Origin of the sequence: Azorhizobium doebereinerae UFLA1-100 (genome assembly GCF_000473085.1) — a bacterium.
Classification (GTDB): Bacteria; Pseudomonadota; Alphaproteobacteria; order Rhizobiales; family Xanthobacteraceae; genus Azorhizobium; species Azorhizobium doebereinerae.
Genome location: NZ_AXBA01000039.1, coordinates 30,913 through 47,516, shown reverse-complemented (window position 1 = coordinate 47,516; position 16,604 = coordinate 30,913). Strand labels below are relative to the sequence as shown.

18 protein-coding genes are annotated in these 16,604 nt (G+C 69.8%); 9 read left to right on the top strand and 9 right to left on the bottom strand.

Annotated elements, in window-relative coordinates; genetic code table 11:
* Together YU1_RS30740 and YU1_RS0122360 are read right to left on the bottom strand one after the other, a co-directional pair.
* Positions 1-215: transposase (locus tag YU1_RS30740; RefSeq protein ID WP_035713436.1), on the bottom strand; the 215-nt coding region annotated here is incomplete at its 3' end.
* Between the two features lie 69 nt (positions 216-284).
* Entirely contained in the window at positions 285-1,160 is an 876-nt protein-coding gene (locus YU1_RS0122360; RefSeq protein ID WP_029005979.1) for a LysR substrate-binding domain-containing protein, read from the bottom strand.
* A 113-nt stretch (positions 1,161-1,273) separates the two neighbouring features.
* On the opposite strand from YU1_RS0122360, the gene YU1_RS0122355 reads away from it, so the two are divergent.
* A complete protein-coding gene (locus tag YU1_RS0122355) occupies positions 1,274-2,287 on the top strand; it encodes a zinc-binding alcohol dehydrogenase family protein (RefSeq protein WP_029005978.1) in 1,014 nt (337 codons plus the stop codon).
* A 134-nt stretch (positions 2,288-2,421) separates the two neighbouring features.
* On the opposite strand, the gene fdxA is transcribed toward YU1_RS0122355, so the two are convergent.
* The 3 genes from fdxA to YU1_RS0122340 all read right to left on the bottom strand — a co-directional run bounded on the left by fdxA (position 2,422) and on the right by YU1_RS0122340 (position 6,556).
* On the bottom strand, positions 2,422-2,757 hold the full coding sequence (gene fdxA / locus YU1_RS0122350) for a ferredoxin FdxA (protein WP_029005977.1): 336 nt from the start codon (positions 2,755-2,757) through the stop codon (positions 2,422-2,424).
* A 73-nt stretch (positions 2,758-2,830) separates the two neighbouring features.
* The gene (locus tag YU1_RS0122345; protein ID WP_029005976.1) at positions 2,831-3,130 is read right to left on the bottom strand and encodes an RNA-binding S4 domain-containing protein; all 300 of its coding nucleotides are present in this window, start codon (positions 3,128-3,130) and stop codon (positions 2,831-2,833) included.
* 24 nt (positions 3,131-3,154) lie between these two features.
* Positions 3,155-6,556: a helicase-related protein gene (locus YU1_RS0122340; RefSeq protein ID WP_029005975.1), complete on the bottom strand. Its 3,402-nt coding sequence runs from the start codon at positions 6,554-6,556 to the stop codon at positions 3,155-3,157.
* A gap of 363 nt (positions 6,557-6,919) precedes the next feature.
* Between YU1_RS0122340 and YU1_RS0122335 the strand changes: the two genes are divergently transcribed.
* The 3 genes from YU1_RS0122335 to metW all read left to right on the top strand — a co-directional run bounded on the left by YU1_RS0122335 (position 6,920) and on the right by metW (position 9,211).
* Entirely contained in the window at positions 6,920-7,246 is a 327-nt protein-coding gene (locus YU1_RS0122335; RefSeq protein WP_029005974.1) for a hypothetical protein, read from the top strand.
* Between the two features lie 101 nt (positions 7,247-7,347).
* Entirely contained in the window at positions 7,348-8,559 is a 1,212-nt protein-coding gene (gene metX, locus YU1_RS0122330) for a homoserine O-acetyltransferase MetX (RefSeq protein ID WP_084540050.1), read from the top strand.
* 1 nt (position 8,560) lies between these two features.
* Positions 8,561-9,211, top strand: a complete 651-nt coding sequence (metW, locus tag YU1_RS0122325) for a methionine biosynthesis protein MetW (protein ID WP_029005972.1) — start codon at positions 8,561-8,563, stop codon at positions 9,209-9,211.
* 33 nt (positions 9,212-9,244) lie between these two features.
* Here metW and YU1_RS0122320 read toward each other — a convergent pair whose 3' ends face one another.
* Entirely contained in the window at positions 9,245-9,643 is a 399-nt protein-coding gene (locus tag YU1_RS0122320) for a RidA family protein (RefSeq protein WP_029005971.1), read from the bottom strand.
* A gap of 239 nt (positions 9,644-9,882) precedes the next feature.
* On the opposite strand from YU1_RS0122320, the gene YU1_RS30735 reads away from it, so the two are divergent.
* Entirely contained in the window at positions 9,883-10,527 is a 645-nt protein-coding gene (locus YU1_RS30735; protein ID WP_051357196.1) for a TetR/AcrR family transcriptional regulator, read from the top strand.
* Positions 10,514-10,861 (top strand): type II toxin-antitoxin system PemK/MazF family toxin, encoded by a 348-nt coding sequence (locus tag YU1_RS30730; RefSeq protein ID WP_051357193.1) that lies wholly within the window; start codon positions 10,514-10,516, stop codon positions 10,859-10,861. The genes YU1_RS30735 and YU1_RS30730 overlap by 14 nt, the downstream gene beginning before the upstream one ends.
* A 209-nt stretch (positions 10,862-11,070) precedes the next feature.
* On the opposite strand, the gene YU1_RS0122300 is transcribed toward YU1_RS30730, so the two are convergent.
* Together YU1_RS0122300 and YU1_RS0122295 are read right to left on the bottom strand one after the other, a co-directional pair.
* A complete protein-coding gene (locus tag YU1_RS0122300; RefSeq protein WP_029005970.1) occupies positions 11,071-11,880 on the bottom strand; it encodes a hypothetical protein in 810 nt (269 codons plus the stop codon).
* Between the two features lie 146 nt (positions 11,881-12,026).
* Positions 12,027-12,758: a class I SAM-dependent methyltransferase gene (locus YU1_RS0122295; RefSeq protein WP_029005969.1), complete on the bottom strand. Its 732-nt coding sequence runs from the start codon at positions 12,756-12,758 to the stop codon at positions 12,027-12,029.
* A gap of 162 nt (positions 12,759-12,920) precedes the next feature.
* Here YU1_RS0122295 and gloB point away from each other — a divergent pair, with 162 nt between their 5' ends.
* Positions 12,921-13,694 carry a hydroxyacylglutathione hydrolase gene (gloB, locus tag YU1_RS0122290; protein ID WP_029005968.1) on the top strand — a complete coding sequence of 258 codons (774 nt, stop codon included), beginning with the start codon at positions 12,921-12,923 and terminating at the stop codon, positions 13,692-13,694.
* Positions 13,695-13,833: 139 nt separating this feature from the next.
* Entirely contained in the window at positions 13,834-14,277 is a 444-nt protein-coding gene (locus tag YU1_RS0122285) for a cupin domain-containing protein (RefSeq protein WP_029005967.1), read from the top strand.
* A 45-nt stretch (positions 14,278-14,322) separates the two neighbouring features.
* Here the strand turns inward: YU1_RS0122285 and olsB are convergent, their stop codons facing one another.
* On the bottom strand, positions 14,323-15,516 hold the full coding sequence (olsB, locus tag YU1_RS30725; RefSeq protein ID WP_342447011.1) for a l-ornithine N(alpha)-acyltransferase: 1,194 nt from the start codon (positions 15,514-15,516) through the stop codon (positions 14,323-14,325).
* Between the two features lie 455 nt (positions 15,517-15,971).
* Between olsB and YU1_RS0122275 the strand changes: the two genes are divergently transcribed.
* Positions 15,972-16,577 carry a hypothetical protein gene (locus YU1_RS0122275; protein WP_029005966.1) on the top strand — a complete coding sequence of 202 codons (606 nt, stop codon included), beginning with the start codon at positions 15,972-15,974 and terminating at the stop codon, positions 16,575-16,577.
* Positions 16,578-16,604 lie beyond the last annotated feature (27 nt).

Genomic DNA, 16,604 nt, shown 5'->3' with positions numbered 1-16,604 from the left:
CAGCGGCTGAAGCGACGGAAGACGGTGTTCCATTCTCCAAACAGCTCCGGCAGATCGCGCCAAGGCGAGCCGGTGCGCACGATCCACAGCACCGCCTCGATGAACATACGATTGTCCCGGCCCGAAGAGCCGCGCGTCCGCTCGTCGCCGATGATGTGCGGCGCTATCCGCGCCCACTGCTCATCCCCAAGCACCAGTCGATCAAGAACACCCATCGCTGCCTCATCAAAGGCAGCTTTGAATCACAGATCATTCAGCCCGGGAACCCCAAGAGTCCACACTACCTAGGCCACGAAACGCAGGCGCGGCGCGGCCAGGGTCTCGCCGAGGAAGGCGATCAGCGGCTCGGCCAGTTCCGGCGGCGCGCTGTCCTCGCCCAGCAGCACGATCTCGATCTCCGGCAGCTCCGGCCAGCCGTCCGCCGGCGTGAGCACGCCGAGCCCCGCCGCCGCGAACGAGCGGCCGAGCACGGTGACGCCGAGCCCGCCGCGCACCGCCGCCTGGATGCCCATGAGGCTGCTGGCGGTGCAGGTCACCGCCCCGGTCCAGCCCACTCCAGCCAGCGCGCCCTCGGCGATGCCGCGATAGGAGCAGGGCGGCGGCAGCACCACCAGCGGGATGGGGCGCGTAGGATCGGCCGCGAAGCCCTCGGGGCTGATCCACACCATGGGCTCGCGCCACAGCACCCGGCCCCGGCCCTCCGCCTTGCCGCGCTGGACGATGGCGAGGTCGAGCCGGCCCTCCGCCCGCGCGGTCACGAGGTCGCAGCTCATGCCGGTGGTCAGGGCGATATGGATGCCGGGATTCTGCCGGCCGAAGCGGGCCAGCAGGCCGGGCAACTGGTGGGGAATGAAATCGTCCGCCACGCCGAGCCGGATGGTGCCTTCCACGCGCGGGGCGCGGAACAGCCGCACCGTCTCGTCATTCAATTCCAGCAGGCGCCGCGCGGCGGGCAGCAGACGATGGCCGTCGGCGGTCAGCGCCAGGGAGCGGCTGGTGCGCGCGAACACGCGGACGCCGAGCAGGTCCTCCAGGCGCAGGATCTTCTGGCTCACCGCCGACTGGGTGCGGCCGACGCCCTCGGCGGCGGCGGTGAAGCTGCCAGTCTCCGCCACCGCCACGAAGGCGCGCAGCAGGTCGATGTCGAGATCGAGACGCATCCATTAGTCCTCCGACTGGATGAGATTAGAACTATTCGTTTCCCGTTTTGACGGCAAGGGCGGAAGGTCGCCTCCGACGCGGCACAGGCCGCCGGCAACAGGAGAGACGAGAGATGAAGGCGATCGGCTATGCGGCCCCCGGCCCGCTGAGCGCGCACGGCCCGCTGGTGGCGTTCGAGGCCCCGGCCCCCACGCCCCGCCCGCGCGACCTCGTGGTGCGCGTGAAGGCGGTTTCGGTGAATCCGGTGGATGTGAAGCAGCGCGCCGGCGCCGCCCCGGCGGAGGGGCAGACCCGCATCCTCGGCTTCGATGCCGCCGGCATCGTCGAGGCTGTGGGGCCCGAGGTCACCGGCTACGCGGTGGGCGACGCGGTCTATTATGCCGGCGCCATCGACCGGCCGGGCAGCAATGCGGAGCTCCAGGCGGTGGACGAGCGCATCGTCGGCCGCAAGCCGGCGACGCTCGGCTTCGCCGATGCCGCCGCTCTGCCGCTCACCGCCATCACCGCCTGGGAACTGCTGTTCGACCGCCTCCAGGTGCCCTACGGCCGCAAGACCGGCGGCGGGGCGATCCTGGTGGTCAACGGCGCCGGCGGCGTCGGCTCCATCCTCACCCAGCTGGCGCGGCGGCTGACCGGGCTCACCGTCATCGCCACCGCCTCGCGGCCGGAGACCATCGACTGGTCGCTGGCCCATGGCGCGCACCATGTGATCGACCACCGCCAGCCGCTGGACGAGGGCCTGAAGGCGCTGGGCATTCCGGAGGTGGACTATGTGGCGAGCCTCGCCGGCACCGAAGGCCACCTGCCGGCCCTCGTGCGCGCGCTGAAGCCGCAGGGCCGCATGGGGGTGATCGACGACCCCAAGGTGCTGGACATCGCCCCGTTCAAGCCCAAGGCGCTGTCGGTGCACTGGGAGATGATGTTCGCCCGCCCGCGCTTCGGCACGCCGGACATGGCCGAGCAGCGCCGCCTGCTGGACGAGGTGTCGGCCCTGGTGGACGCGGGCGTGCTGAAGACCACCGCCAACGGCCATCTGGGCGCGCTGTCGGCGGCGAGCCTCGCCGAGGCCCACGGCCGGGTGGAGAGCGGCCGCACCATCGGCAAGCTGGTGCTGGACGGCCTCTGAGCCCGCACGCGCAAACGGCCCGGATGGGAAGCCATCCGGGCCGGGTGCCGGTCACGTCTGCGGGAGGGCCGGGATCAGGCGCCTGCGCCGGGCCAAATTCCTAGCCAGTCGCCCTGACCGGGCTGGTTTCTAAGTCAGTCGCCCTGGCCGGGCTCGGGGGAGAACAGCTCTTCCTTGCCAGGCTTGCCATCCCATTCCTTGGCGTCGGGCGGGGCGTCGCGCTTCAAGGTGATGTTCGGCCAAGCCTTGGCGTAGTCGGCATTCAGCGACAGCCATTTCTCCAGGCCCGGCTCGGTGTCCGGCTTGATCGCCTCGGCCGGGCACTCCGGCTCGCACACGCCGCAATCGATGCATTCGTCGGGATGGATGACGAGCATGTTCTCGCCCTCGTAGAAGCAGTCCACGGGGCACACGGAGACGCAATCCATATACTTGCAGCGGATGCAGTTCTCGGTGACGACATAAGTCATGGAAAGTCCCTTTCGCGCGCCGGACTAGCCCACGTGCCCCGCGAACGCAAGCGAAGCCGGGACCGGGCGCACGTTATTTACCGACATCATCTGTGATATCATCCAAAAGCTCGGAGACTGACGTAGCATCTCCGCGCCGCTCCGCAAAGCCGCGCACCCGCAGGATGCGCACACCGGCATTGAGCGAAACTGTCAGCACCTGGCCGACGCGCACCGCATGGGCGGCGCCGGTGACGCGGGCGCCGTCGAGCCGCACATGGCCGGAGCGGACCAGATCCGCGGCGGCGGCGCGGGTGCGCACCACCCGCGCGTGCCACAGCCAGCGGTCGAGCCGCTGGCGATCGCCCCGCTGACGGTCCTCGTCAGCGGGCACGGCCGATCATCGCCCGGCGGGCGCTCACTGGCCCTTCTTCTCCGCCTCCAGCCGCGCCTTCAGCGCGGCGAGGGCGGCGAACGGGCTGTCCGGGTCCGCCTGCTTCTCGCGGCGGCGCTCCTGGTGCTGCGGCGGACGCTCGGTGCGCTCGGGACGCGGGCCGCGCGGCGCCTCGCCCTCGCGCGGCGGGCCGCGGAACGGCCGGTCGTTGCGCGGCGGGCGCGGGCCCGTGCGCTCACCGTGACGCTCGCCCTGGCGTTCCCCATGACGTTCGCCGTGACGCTCACCCTGGGCCTCGCCGGCCGGACGCTCGCCCTGCGGCGCGCCTTCCGGGCGGCCACCCTGGCCCGGCGCGCCACGGCGCTGCTGGCCGGGACGGCCGTCGCGGCGCTCGCCGCGCGCGTCACCCCGATTGTCGTTGCGGTTGTCGCGCTTGTGACCCGGTGCGGCCTCGCGGCGCGGCGCGCCCGGCGGACGGCCCGGACGCCACACCTCGATGAGGGCGGCCTCCTCCGGCCCGGCCTCGGCGGCAGCGGCCTCGGCTTCCGCCGGCGTGGCGTCGCCAAGGGCAGGCGCCTCGACGGCGCCGACCTCGGCCGCACTCTCGGCGGCGGTGGGATCGGCGCTCTCGCCGGCAGCTTCGGCCGCGGCGGCTTCCGCCACCTCCTCGACCGGCGCGTCCGGCAGGTCCTCGGCGGCCTCGGGCTGCGCCTCGGCCTCGGGCGTCTCAACCTCGGGCGCCTCAACCTCGGGGGCGGCGTCCACCGCTTCCGCTTCGACCGTCTCAGCCTCGGGAGCCTCGGCCTCGGGGGCCTCCTGCGGGCTCACTTCGCCCACCTCGAACAGCAGGTCGGCCTCGATGGCGCCTTCCGGCGCCGGGGCGAGGGCCTGCGGCTCGGCGGCGGCTTCCGCCGGGGCGACCACCTCGGACAGCGGGGCGATCTCGGCCTCCGGCGGCGGCGCCGCGCGGCGCTCCATGCGGTAGCCCAGCGATTTCAGGATGGAGGCGAAATCCTCGCCCGAGCAGCCGGCCAGCGAGGTCATGCCGACCGTCACCGTGAAGCCGCGCCCGTCCACCGCGCCCGGCGGCTTGGGGCCGGGCGAGTTGGGGCGCCACGCCAGCGCCGGGCGGATGAGGTCCGCGAGGCGCTCCAGGATGTCCACGCGCACCGCCCGCTCGCCGCACACGCGGAAGCCGACGGCCCGGTAGAGGCCCTTCTGGATGTCGTGGTCCACCGGAATGGAGGTGCGCCCGCTGGCCGCCAGGTGCGGCAGTTCGTCCAGGCCCTTCTGCTGGAGGCCGCCGTGCTTCAGCGCATAGAGCTCCGCCGCCAGGGTGCGCGGCGCCGGCTTCAGCAGGCCGGGCAAATAGATGTGGTGGGCGCCGAAGCGCACGCCGTAGCCGCGCAGCGTGGCGCGCGCGGTCTGGTCGAGGGTCTTCATCTCCTCGGCCACCTTGGTGCGCTCCAGCACGCCGAGCGATTCGACGATCTGGAAGGCGATGCCGCGGCCGATGCCGGTGACGTCCTCCGCCTCGGCCAGCTTGATCAGCGCGCCCAGCAGCTTGTCGATATGCGCCTTCACCCACAGCGTCAGGCGGGCTTCCACCTGGTCGCGGGCCGGGCCGGTCAGATGCTCGTCGGCGATGATCTTGAAGCGGGGCTTCAGCACCTCGTCGCCGGGGATCAGCTTGGCCACGGCCTCGCCAGTCCAGCGGATGGTACCGTCATGGGTGAGCACGAAGGCCTCGTCCACCGCCTGGGACAGGCGGTTGGCGCGGGTTTCGATCTCCCCCGCCAGCGCCTTCTGGGCGGCGGCGCGCAGCGCCTTGGCCTCTTCCCCGCCGGCGGTCGGGTCTGGTGCGAACTGGAATCCCTGGAGGTGGCCGATCACATGGCCTTCCACGGTAACATCGCCGGTCTTGCTGATCTCAGTTTCGAGCATCGTGTTCTCTCGCAGGCGCCGCATGAGCATGCTGGTTCGCCGGTCCACGAAACGTTGAGCCAATCGCTCGTGAAGCGCGTCGGACAGCTTGTCCTCGACCCCTCTTGTGACGCCTTGCCAGTGCTCCGGGTCCCTTAGCCAATCAGGCCGGTTGGCCACGAAGGTGAGTGTCCGCACCTGCGCGATCCGGCTCGACAGCGTGTCGATGTCTCCTTCCGCGCGATCGGTCAAGGCGATTTGACGCGCGAACCACTCGTCGGGGATGCGACCACCCGTCCCGACATGCTGAAAAAGCGTGGAAACAAGCTCCGCATGCGCACCTGGGGAAACTTTGCGATAATCGGGGACCTGGCACACATCCCACAGCCGCTCGACCACGGCGGGGCTGGTGGCGCGGCTCGCCACATCGGCCTCGCGGCTCATGATCTCCAGCACTTGCACGTCGTCGCCGGTGGGCGCGCGGGTCAGCCCCTCCTCGCGCGGCGGCCGCGCCAGGCTGTCCAGCAGCGCCTTGACGCTACGGAAACCCGGCACGGCGTTGCGCCACTGCAACACCCGCGCCGTATCGAAGACGTGACCCTCCAGCCGCTCCACCAGTTCCTGGTCGAACGGCGGGCAGCGCCCCGTGGTGCCGAAGGTGCCGTCGCGCATGGCCCGGCCGGCGCGCCCGGCGATCTGCGCCATCTCGGAGGGGTTCAGGCGGCGGAACTGCCAGCCGTCGAACTTGCGGTCGGAGGCGAAGGCCACATGGTCCACGTCCAGATTGAGGCCCATGCCGATGGCGTCGGTGGCGATGAGATAGTCCACGTCGCCGTTCTGGTAGAGCTCCACCTGGGCGTTGCGGGTGCGCGGAGACAGCGCACCCATCACCACCGCCGCCCCGCCGTGCTGGCGGCGGATGAACTCGGCGATGGCGTAGACCTCCTCGGCCGAGAAGGCGACGATGGCCGAGCGGCGCGGCAGGCGGGAAATCTTCTTCTCGCCCGCGAACATCAAGGTGGAGAGGCGCGGGCGCTCCACCATGGTCACGCCGGGCAGCAGCTTCTGCAGCAGCGGCCGCATGGTGGCCGAGCCCAGCAGCATGGTCTCGAAGCGGCCGCGCCGGTTCAGCAGGCGGTTGGTGAAGACGTGGCCGCGGTCGAGGTCGGTGGCCAGCTGCACCTCGTCGATGGCGACGAAGGCCACGTCCACGTCGCGCGGCATGGCCTCCACCGTCGCCACCCAGTAGCGCGGGTTCTTCGGCTTGATCTTCTCCTCGCCGGTGATCAGCGCCACCTGGGCGGCGCCCACCCGCTCCACCACCCGCTGGTAGACCTCCCGCGCCAGCAGGCGCAGCGGCAGGCCGATCAGCCCGCTCTCATGGCCGAGCATGCGCTCGATGGCCAGGTGGGTCTTGCCGGTGTTGGTGGGGCCGAGCACGGCCGTCACCCCCCGCGCCCGGATGGACGGCGGCAGCACGGCGAGCTTGGAGACGTCATCCATTCGGGCGGGCGATCCGGCGGGGAGGGCTCTGGACTGTTGCGGGACTATATCGGGACGGAAGGGCGGCCCGTCCAGTGGACCGCGGAACATGGGCGGAACAAAGGTGGCCCGAATCGCCCCGGCCCCCGCAATCCCGCTTCGTTCCCCGACCCACCCGTTCCCGCCCGCCCATTCCCCCCCAGCCGTCCCGATGCGGGACACCGGCCCGGCCGCCCGCGAACGGGCCGGGAACGGCCGGTGTCCGAATCGGATGCGCCGGCCGGATCCCGCTTCGTTCGCCAAAACCGCCCGCCGCGAGGAACCGCCGCTGCCGCCGCCGGGTTTCCGCCACAGTGGCAGGCACGCCACAAGCGGGAGGGCGCCATGCGGCAGTCATCGATCCTGTTGGTCGGCCTCGTCGCCGGCGCGCTCGGCGGCGCGGGGCTCCTCGCCCCGGCGCAGGCGCAATCCACCGGAAGCGCCGGCGCAAGCGGCGTCATGGAGACCAGCCCGGCGGGCGCCGCCGTGCGCACCTATTCCAACGGCGTGCGGGTGCCGGTGCCGAGGTCCTCGCCGGACGACGCCGCCATGGCGCCGGACCCGGACACCACGGGCTCCATCGCCCCCGCCACGCGGCGGGTGCCCGATCCCCGCACCAACCGCAACGCGCTGGGCTGCCCGGAGATCGACCCGCTCTGCCAGGGGCGTTGAGTTGGGCCGCTGAGCGGGGCCGTTAAGGCTGCCGCCGCATCCGTCCCATTCCGGATGCGGCACTGCTTGACACCGGCGGGGCGCCGTCGCTTGGTTGCGCCATGGGAGAGACGGTGCAGATCGAGGCGGGACGCCTGACGGCGGATGACGTGAAGGCCCGCCGGGAGGCGGACGAGCCGCATTCCCCGGTGGTGCGCTTCGGCCTCGACAAGCCGCTGCGCCTCGACGCCGGCGTAGACCTGCGCGGTCTCCAGATCGCCTACCAGACCTATGGCGAGCCCAATGCGGACCGCACCAACGCCATCCTGGTCTGCCATGCCTTGACCGGCGACCAGCACGTGGCCAACGTCAATCCCGTCACCGGCAAGCCGGGCTGGTGGGAGACGCTGGTGGGGCCGGGCAAGCCGGTCGATACCGAGCGCTTCTTCGTCATTTGCGCCAACGTGCTCGGCGGCTGCATGGGCACCACCGGGCCCTCCTCCACCAATCCCGCCACCGGCCATCCCTACGGGCTGGAGATGCCGGTGGTCACCATCCGCGACATGGTGAACGCGCAGGCCATGCTGCTCGACCACCTGGGCATCGAGCGCCTGTTCTGCGTCGCCGGCGGCTCCATGGGCGGCATGCAGGTGCTGCAATGGGCGGCGAGCTATCCCGAGCGGGTGTTCTGCGCCCTGCCCATCGCCACCGCCGCGCGCCATTCGGCCCAGAACATCGCCTTCCACGAGGTCGGCCGGCAGGCGGTGATGGCCGATCCGGACTGGTGCGGCGGCGCCTATCTGGCGCAGGGCCTCGCCCCGCATCGCGGCCTCGCCGTGGCGCGCATGGCGGCGCACATCACCTACATGTCCGACCAGGGCCTGCACCGGAAGTTCGGGCGGCGGCTCCAGGACCGCGTGCTGCCCACCTTCGGCTTCGACGCCGACTTCCAGGTGGAGAGCTACCTGCGCCACCAGGGCGAGAGCTTCGTGCAGCGCTTCGACGCCAATTCCTACCTCTATGTTACCCGCGCCATGGATTATTTCGACCTGGCGGCGGACTATGACGGCGTGCTGGCCAACGCCTTCCGGGCCTCGAAGACGCGCTTCTGCGTCGCCTCCTTCACCTCCGACTGGCTGTTCACCAGCGCCGATTCCCGCGCCATCGTGCATGCGCTCAACGCGTCGGGCGCCAGCGTCTCCTATGCGGAGATCGAGAGCGACAAGGGCCACGACGCCTTCCTGCTGGAGGAGCCGGTGCTGTTCGACATCGCCCGCGGCTTCCTGGACAGCGCCGCGCGTGCCCTCGGCCTGCCGCCGGCGAGGCCGCGCTGACATGGTGCACCGGGACCGGACGCTGGATGAAAGCGCGGTGCGCTCGCAGGGCGGGCGCGTCGATCTCGTGGTGGTGGCGGAGATGGTGGCGCCCGGCTCGCGCGTGCTCGACGTGGGCTCGGGCGATGGCGATCTGCTGGACCTGCTGGCCACCACGCGCGGCTGCGACGCCCGCGGCATCGAGCTGTCGCGCGAGGGGGTGAATGCCGGCGTCGCGCGCGGGCTCGCCATCGTGCAGGGCGACGCGGACGTGGATCTCGCACACTATCCCGACGACAGCTTCGACTATGTGATCCTGTCGCAGACCCTCCAGGCCACCCGCCGCCCGCGCTGGGTGCTGGAGCAGATGCTGCGCATCGGCCGCCACGCGGTGGTGTCGTTCCCGAACTTCGGCCATTGGCGCTCGCGGATCGACCTCTTGATCGACGGCCGCATGCCGGTGACCGACAACATGCCCTATGCCTGGTACGAGACGCCCAACATCCACTTCTGCACCATCCGCGACTTCGTGGCCCTGGTGGAGACGGTTGACGCGCGCATGGAGCGCGCCGTGGCGCTGGATTCCTCCGGCCACCGGGTGCGGGTGAACATGCCCTGGTGGGTGTGGAACCTGCTCGGCGAGCAGGCGGTCTTCCTGCTGTCGCGGAAATGAGGCGCGGCGTGCCGGCCGCCTCGCATCAGGCGCTCAGGCCGCCTGCGGCAGTCGGGCGATGACCTTGATCTCGAAATCGAAGCCGGCCAGCCAGTTCACGCCCACCGCCGTCCAGTTCGGATAGGGCGCCGCAGGGAAGATCCGCGTGCGCACGGCATTGACCGTGTCGAACTGGTTCGCCGGATCAGTGTGGAAGCTGGTCACGTCCACGATGTCGTCGAACGTGCAGCCGGCGGCCTTGAGTACGGCGGCGAGATTGTCGAAAGCAAGCTGGACCTGCTTGTCGAACGCCGGCTCCGGCGAGCCGTCCTCGCGGCTGCCGACTTGCCCGGAGACGAACAGGAGATCGCCTGAACGGATGGCCGCCGAATAGCTATTGATCTCATAGAGGGCCTGCCGGCCGGCGGGAAAGATCGCGTCGCGCTTGGTCATTTGTGGTCCTCTCCGGACATGGCGGAGCGTCCGCCCCCAGAGCACGCGCCGACCGGCTTGCGTTGCACGCTGATCGGATCGCGCTCCAAGGGGGCGTCCAGGGTCGGGCGGATGGGGTCATCCGGCGATGGGGCGCAGGATAAGAGTTGAAATACGCCTCGTATGCGAACACATATGAGACATACAGGGCGTATGTCAAGTTTACATACGTGGCGTATGTTAATTTTGGAGACACGGCGATGGCTGCCGGCAAGCGCGCGCGCATGATGGAGGAGACGCGGGCCAAGCTCATTCGGGCTGCCCGAAAGGCGTTCGCCGAGAAGGGCTATGCGGCCGCCTCCATGGACGATCTCACCGCCGAGGCCGGGCTGACGCGGGGCGCGCTCTATCACAATTTCGGTGACAAGAAGGGCCTGTTGCAGGCGGTCATCGACCAGATGGATGCAGAGATGCTGGCCCGCATGCAGGCCGCGCAGCAGCGCGCGGAGACCCCGTGGCTCGCCTTTGTGGCCGAAGGGGTGGCTTATATCGAGATGTCGCTGGAGCCGGAGATCCAGCGCATCATGCTGCTAGATGGCCCGGCGGTTCTGGGCGATCCCTCGCAATGGCCGAACCAGACCGCCTGCCTGCGCCGGACCACCGAAACGGTTCAGGCCCTCATAGACGATGGCACGATTCAGCCCGTGGATGCGGAAGCGGCGGCCCGGCTGGTCAATGGCGCGGCGCTCAACGCCGCGCTCTGGATCGCCGCAGCCGACGATCCGCACACAGTTCTGGAGAAGGCGGTGGAGGCGTTCGAATACCTTGTCTCGGGGTTACGGACGTCCGATGCCTTTGGCGAAGGGATGAACGCCGCCGACCGGAAAGCCTATGGCGACCTCTGATTTCGCCCAGTGTGATGTGGTCCGGTACCGTTTCCCGACACTGGCCGCGGCACCCGCCAGCATCGGCCCCGCATTGATCGTCTCGTCCGGCGCGGTGGGTGAGGACCGCAGCCTGCCGTGGGTGGTCATGATCACCAGCGCCGCGAACCGGGCCTGGCCGGGCGACGTGCCGCTGGGCGCCGGCTATGCCGAGGCCGGATTGCCGGCACCGTCCGTCATCCGCCCGGCCAAGATCGCCACCATCGAAGCGGCCCACGCAGACCGGCAGGGATGCGCATCGGCGGAGATTTGGGCCGCGGTCGCCGCGCGGCTGAAAGCGCATCTGGGTCTTTAGATCCGGCCGGAGAAACAGGCCCCCAGCATTTGGACGGTACGCTTGACGACCCCGCTCGTGAAGACCCTCGCGGCGTCGCCGTGGCGTTGGAGTCCTCCGGTCACCGGGTGTGGGTGAACATGCCCTGGTGGGTGTGGAACCTGCTCGGCGAACAGGCGGTGTTCCTGCTGTCGCGGAAGTGAGGCGCGGCGTGCATTGCAAATCCGCCCTCAAACCGCGCTGAGACGAAACGCATCGAGCCGCGCGTGTAGATGCTCCGCTTCCAACATCACGCCCCTGACGTCATCAGACAGGAGGCGCGCCAGAGGCGTCGATACATTGGGCTCGGCAACCATCATATTCTGAACGACGAATTCGACGGCTGACAATGTTTCATAAAATCGCCGATGTAGAACGGGCTCATGGTGGGCGATGCGGTTTCGGGCTTGATATATCTTTTCAAGCTCACCCGCGACTTTCGCCCGAGTGATCGTTCGATGGGGAAACGTTCGCTTCAAGGTCGGCTTCCAAAGCCAATGATCGTATTCGGGGCCGTAAAGCCGCTTCCAGAAGAACAGCGTAAGCTCCGCAACGACTTGGCCTTCCGAAACTTGAATATGCTTTCGTCTGGCTTTCACCCGTTCCACATGTGAGAGGCTGCGAGAGTGGCCGGTTTGCTGAATACCGACGTCAAGCGAAGCCTTGTCCCGCTGCGAGAGTTTCGCATACATGGCGCGTTTTGCACTGTCGTGTGCCGCAGAGATCTTCTGCTTCTCGGGCGTGCGCCAAGTGAACGGCAGCGGAGGCCGTTGCAGCCAATCGGCCACGCCGAAATGTTGCGCCAAGTTTTCGCAGACCGCGTTCCGTAGAGCGATCTCGATCGTGGCGATCACGACCATGAGCGACGCGCTCAGGCGAAGCGTCTGCTGGTGCAACTCAATACTCGTTTGTGCCGATCCGGTGAGTTTGTTCAATGCTCCGAGACGCTCGGCAGACAGCATAAGCGCCAGCGATGCGACGTCGTCGGAACCGAACGCCATTGACCGTTTCCCCCCATCCAGCTATTATTGTAGCTGAAAAGTCGAGACTAGATTGGCAGTTGCTTCGGCGGACGAATCCTCGGCTTACTCATTGAAGGGCGCTCTTTTGAGCGCCCTTTTTGTTTGAACCGTGCCCGCCCTGCCATTCACCCCGTCGGCAGCGCCGGCACGAAGCCGGGTTCCAGCGACGGCGCGACGAGGCGGGCGCGCCGCAAGGGCGCCGGGCGGTAGAGCTGCTTGGTGGCCTCCACCACATGCACCCCGGCGAACGGCAGCGACAGGCGCCCGCCCACCCGCTCCCACGGGATCGCCGTGCGCAGCAGCCATTTGCTGGAGATCGGCGGCACATAGAGCGCCTCGCCCCAGCCCACCGGCGTGAACAGCGCCTCGCGCAAAAGCCGCACCACCTGCCCGCGCGAGAAGGGCGAGCCGTTGCCGAACGGCGTGGTGTCGAAGCGCGACCACACGCTGCGCCGGTTCGGCACGATGGCCAGCAGCCGCCCGCCCGGCGCCAGCACCCGCCACACCTCGCGCAGCACCCCGGCGGCGTCCGGCGTCATCTCCAGCAGGTGCACCGCCACGACCCGGTCCATGGAGGAATTGGGCAGGGGCAGTTCCATCTCGTCGGACAAGGCGGCCAGCGTCGGCGCGGCGGAGGGCCAGCGCACCACGCCCTGGGCGGCGGGCATGACGGCGATGCAGCGCTCCGCCTCCTCGCGGAACACGCCGAGATAGGGCGTGGCATAGCCGAGCCCGAGAACCGAGAGGCCGCGCACGTCGTCGAAGCGCGCCCGCACCGCCCGGCCGATCAGGCGGCGCGTCACCACGCCGAGCGGCTGGGCGTAAAAGCTGCGCAGATCCACCACGTCCAGGAACATCTCGCTCTCCTCGCCTCCCTTATAGCAGAGCCGGCCGGATCGAGCGGAAGCCATGCATCCGCCGCACCCGGATGCGACGCGAAGCGGGATGGTTTGCGGACGCGGGCGTGCTACTCAATGTGACCTGCCGCCCCAGCCTGCCCGCCCCAGGAGGATCGTTCCATGCCGCTGGATATCCGCGTCATTCCGTGCCTGAGCGACAATTACGCGGTGCTGCTGCACGATCCGCTCACCGAGGCCACCGCCGTGGTGGACGTGCCCGAGCCCGGCCCGGTGATGGACGCGCTGGAGCTGGAGGGGTGGGACCTCACCCACATCCTCGTCACCCACCACCATAGCGACCATGTGGACGGCGTGCTGGCGCTCAAAGCGCAGTACGGCGCGATCGTCGTGGGGCCGAAGGCCGAGGCCGCCGGCATCCCCGGCATCGATGTCCAGGTGGTGGACGGCGACCCGGTGGCGGTGGGCTCGCTCATCGGCCGCGTCATGGAGACGCCGGGCCACACCGCCGGGCACGTGGTCTATGTGTTCGCCGAGGAGCGCCTGCTGTTCGCCGGCGACACGCTGTTCGTGCTCGGCTGCGGCCGGCCCATCGAGTGCGATCCGCCGGTACTGTGGCATTCGCTCCAGCGCCTGCGCACCCTGCCGGACGACTACGCGCTTTACTGCGGGCACGAATACACCGTCGCCAACGGCCATTTCGCGCTGAGCGTCGATCCCGACAACGGCGCCCTGCGCGCCCGCGTCGCCGATGCGGAGAGCGCGCGGCGGGAGGGCAAGCCGACCATTCCCGCGCTGCTCGGCGACGAGCGCCTGACCAATCCCTTCCTGCGGGCGGACGATCCGGACATGGCCGAGCGCATGGGCCTCGCCGGGGCGGACCCCGCCGCCGTCTTCACCGAGCTGCGCGCCCGCAAGAACGTCTTCAAGGGGTGACGTCTTCAAGGGGCAACTTTTTCAAGGGCTAGCCATCTTTTCGGAGGCTGGCCATGTCTTCTTAAGGCGGCGCCGGTCATAACCGGGGCGGTCCGGAGCCGTCGCGTTCCGGGCCACACCCGTTCAAGAGTGCATTGCGATGGCTGATCTCTCCACCCTCTCCGCCGCGCAGGTGATCGCGCGGCTCGATCTCCTGCCCCATCCCGAGGGCGGGCATTATCGCGAGACCTTCCGCGACATGGCCCCCGAGGGCACCCGCGCGGCTTCCACCGCGATCTATTTCCTGCTCCAGGCCGGTGAATGCTCGCACTGGCACCGGGTGGACGCCAGCGAGACCTGGCACCATTACGCCGGCGCGCCGCTGGCCCTGCGCATCGCGCCGGAAGGCGAGCCGGCCCGCACGCTGACGCTCGGCACCGACCTCGGCGCCGGCCAGGAGCCGCAGGGCGTGGTGCCGCCCTTCGTCTGGCAGTCGGCGGAGACGCTGGGCGCCTGGACGCTGGTGGGCTGCACCGTGGCCCCGGCCTTCCTGTTCTCCGGCTTCCAGCTCGCCCCGCCCGACTGGGCCCCGCCGCAGGCGTGAGCCGCCGCCGGGGACGGAGCGCGGGGGACCGGAGCGCGGGCCCGCTCAGATGGCGTGGCGGTTGGCGGTGGGGCCGAAATGCTCCACGTAGCGCGGCGAGATGACCGAGACCGGCAGCACCACCAGCACGTCCGTGGTGCCGAACTGGTGGTCGGTCACCGCGCCCTCGCCGACGAAGCCGCCGAGGCGCAGATAGCCCTTCACCAGCGGCGGCAGCGATTGCAGCGCCGCCTTGGGGCTGATGGCCTCCGCCGGCATGCGGTTCATCTCCACATAGCGGCTCGGCAGGGCGCGGCCGCGCCACTCCTCCGGGGCCAGCGCATTGTGGTGCAGGAAGGACAGCGGCAGCGCCAAAGCGTCCGGGTCGGTGCCCTCCAGGCTGGCGCAGCCCAGCATGGCGTCGATCTTGTTGCGCAGCACATAGGTCCAGATGCCGTGCCAGAGCAGCTCCACCGTGCGCTTGTTGCGGTAGGGCTTGAGCACGCAGGAGCGGCCCAGCTCCAGGAACTTCAGGCTCGGGTGGCCGTCCACCACCCGGCCCACGTCGAACTCGCTGGCGGTGTAGAAGCCGCCGTGGCGGTTCGCCACCTCCTGGCGCAGCAGGCGATAGGTGCCCACCACCTTGGGCTTCCGGCGACCTAGCACGATCTTGCCGGCGTCGTGGTCGAGCACAAGGATGTGCTCGCACACCGCGTCGAAGGCATCGAAATCCCGCCGGGCGAGGCGCGAGGGGGTGTCCGGCACCGCCGACATCTCCTCGTAGAACACCTTGTAGCGCAGGCGCTGGGCGCGGCGCACGTCGCCCGCCGTGCGGGCGAGGCGCACTTCCAGCGCGCCGAGGCGGCCGAGCACCACCGGCTCGCCGAACGGCACCGCCTCGCGGTGGCGGATGCCGCTATAGGCGCGGAAATCGGTCACCAGCTTCTGCGAGGCCGCCGGCAGCGCGCCGGGGAAGAAGATGGGCTTGCCGGCCTCGGGCCGCGGGCCCTTCACCGACAGGCCCGGATCCTTCGTGATGAGGTCGCCTGCGGGAAGGTCCCCTGTGGGGAGGTCGGCTATGGGGAGATCCTTGGCGAACAGGTCCTTCCCGAACGCGCCGGGGAACAGGGGGCTCGGGAAGAACGGGCCGGGGAACTTGGCGAAGCCTTCCTTGGCCGCGTCCATGCCCCTGCCGAACAGGGCCGGCAGGCTGAATGCCGCCGCGTCGTCCGCCTCGGGCTTCGTCAGGTCGCGCTTCATCACACCGCCCCTCCCACTGCCGGTCCCGGGGCCGGGCCGGCGCGGGCCGGCACGATGCGCGCGACCGCGCCGCCCTCATCCTGCGCCCCCGCCATCCGGCAGGCCGGACGGATCGGACAGGCACCGGCGGCTGCGGCTTTCCGCATTCCGCCCATGCCGGATGTTCCGTGAACGACACCTTCACCATAGTTTTCGGAAAGCATTGTGACAATGCCCGGCCCGGTCCGGGGCGCCCATCGGCGGTTGCGGGCGGCGGCGGCACCATGTTAGAGCCGGCACGGTCGGGACACTCAGTCCCCGGCCGTGCCCGAGCGGCGCTTGTCGTGATGGATCAATGGCTTGCCACTGATTCGCGCGGCGACGCCCGGCCGGGGAGGCGCGAGGGGCGATGCCTTCCATGGTTGCGGCACCCATTCGCCGGGCGCGTGGCGTCCGGCTTCGAACGGGGGTTCCTCATGTCCGACGTCTTCTCGCGCCGCGCCGCCCTTCTGCTGGGCGCCGGCGCCCTCGCCAGCTTCGCCGTTCCCGCCGCCGCCCAGATCTTCCCGGGCACGCCCACCGTGTTCGTGTTGCCCGGCGTCGGGCCGGTGAACGTGCTGACCTATCGCGCCAAGGTGGTGAGCGCCAACCCGGCCACCCGCCGCGTCGTGCTGGAGACCCCGAACGGCAAGCGCTGGGCCGTGCGCGCGCCGCTGATCGTCGGCGACCTCTCCCTGCTGCGCAACGGCGAGAGCATCATCATCCGCCTCGTCCCCGGCCTCGTCACCGCGCTCGGCAAGGCGCGCCAGGGCACGCCCGGCGAGGTGGTGAACGAGGTCGGCCTCAATGACGGCCTGCCCGGCTGGCCGGAAGGCTTCGGCGTGCGCCGCGTCACCATCACCACCATCCTGGTGAACATCGACAAGGTGAACGGCACGCTCAGCTTCGAGGGCCCGGACGGCTATGTCCGCACCATCAAGGCGGCGGACCCCAAGGTGCTGGCCGACCTCGCCCAGGTGAACATCGGCGACCTCTGCCAGATCACCTATGTGGAGGCGGTCAGCTTCAACGCGCTGCCGTGACCCGCGGCCGACGCGACCGATAAACGC

Bases quoted from the DNA above. Each gene is read 5' to 3' on its own strand.
- YU1_RS0122360 (WP_029005979.1), bottom strand. From the start codon at position 1,160: ATGCGTCTCGATCTCGACATCGACCTGCTGCGCGCCTTCGTGGCGGTG.
- YU1_RS0122355 (WP_029005978.1), top strand. From the start codon at position 1,274: ATGAAGGCGATCGGCTATGCGGCCCCCGGCCCGCTGAGCGCGCACGGC.
- fdxA (WP_029005977.1), bottom strand. From the start codon at position 2,757: ATGACTTATGTCGTCACCGAGAACTGCATCCGCTGCAAGTATATGGAT.
- YU1_RS0122340 (WP_029005975.1), bottom strand. From the start codon at position 6,556: ATGGATGACGTCTCCAAGCTCGCCGTGCTGCCGCCGTCCATCCGGGCG.
- YU1_RS0122335 (WP_029005974.1), top strand. From the start codon at position 6,920: ATGCGGCAGTCATCGATCCTGTTGGTCGGCCTCGTCGCCGGCGCGCTC.
- metX (WP_084540050.1), top strand. From the start codon at position 7,348: ATGGGAGAGACGGTGCAGATCGAGGCGGGACGCCTGACGGCGGATGAC.
- metW (WP_029005972.1), top strand. From the start codon at position 8,561: ATGGTGCACCGGGACCGGACGCTGGATGAAAGCGCGGTGCGCTCGCAG.
- YU1_RS0122320 (WP_029005971.1), bottom strand. From the start codon at position 9,643: ATGACCAAGCGCGACGCGATCTTTCCCGCCGGCCGGCAGGCCCTCTAT.
- YU1_RS30735 (WP_051357196.1), top strand. From the start codon at position 9,883: ATGGCTGCCGGCAAGCGCGCGCGCATGATGGAGGAGACGCGGGCCAAG.
- YU1_RS30730 (WP_051357193.1), top strand. From the start codon at position 10,514: ATGGCGACCTCTGATTTCGCCCAGTGTGATGTGGTCCGGTACCGTTTC.
- YU1_RS0122300 (WP_029005970.1), bottom strand. From the start codon at position 11,880: ATGGCGTTCGGTTCCGACGACGTCGCATCGCTGGCGCTTATGCTGTCT.
- YU1_RS0122295 (WP_029005969.1), bottom strand. From the start codon at position 12,758: ATGTTCCTGGACGTGGTGGATCTGCGCAGCTTTTACGCCCAGCCGCTC.
- gloB (WP_029005968.1), top strand. From the start codon at position 12,921: ATGCCGCTGGATATCCGCGTCATTCCGTGCCTGAGCGACAATTACGCG.
- YU1_RS0122285 (WP_029005967.1), top strand. From the start codon at position 13,834: ATGGCTGATCTCTCCACCCTCTCCGCCGCGCAGGTGATCGCGCGGCTC.
- olsB (WP_342447011.1), bottom strand. From the start codon at position 15,516: ATGAAGCGCGACCTGACGAAGCCCGAGGCGGACGACGCGGCGGCATTC.
- YU1_RS0122275 (WP_029005966.1), top strand. From the start codon at position 15,972: ATGTCCGACGTCTTCTCGCGCCGCGCCGCCCTTCTGCTGGGCGCCGGC.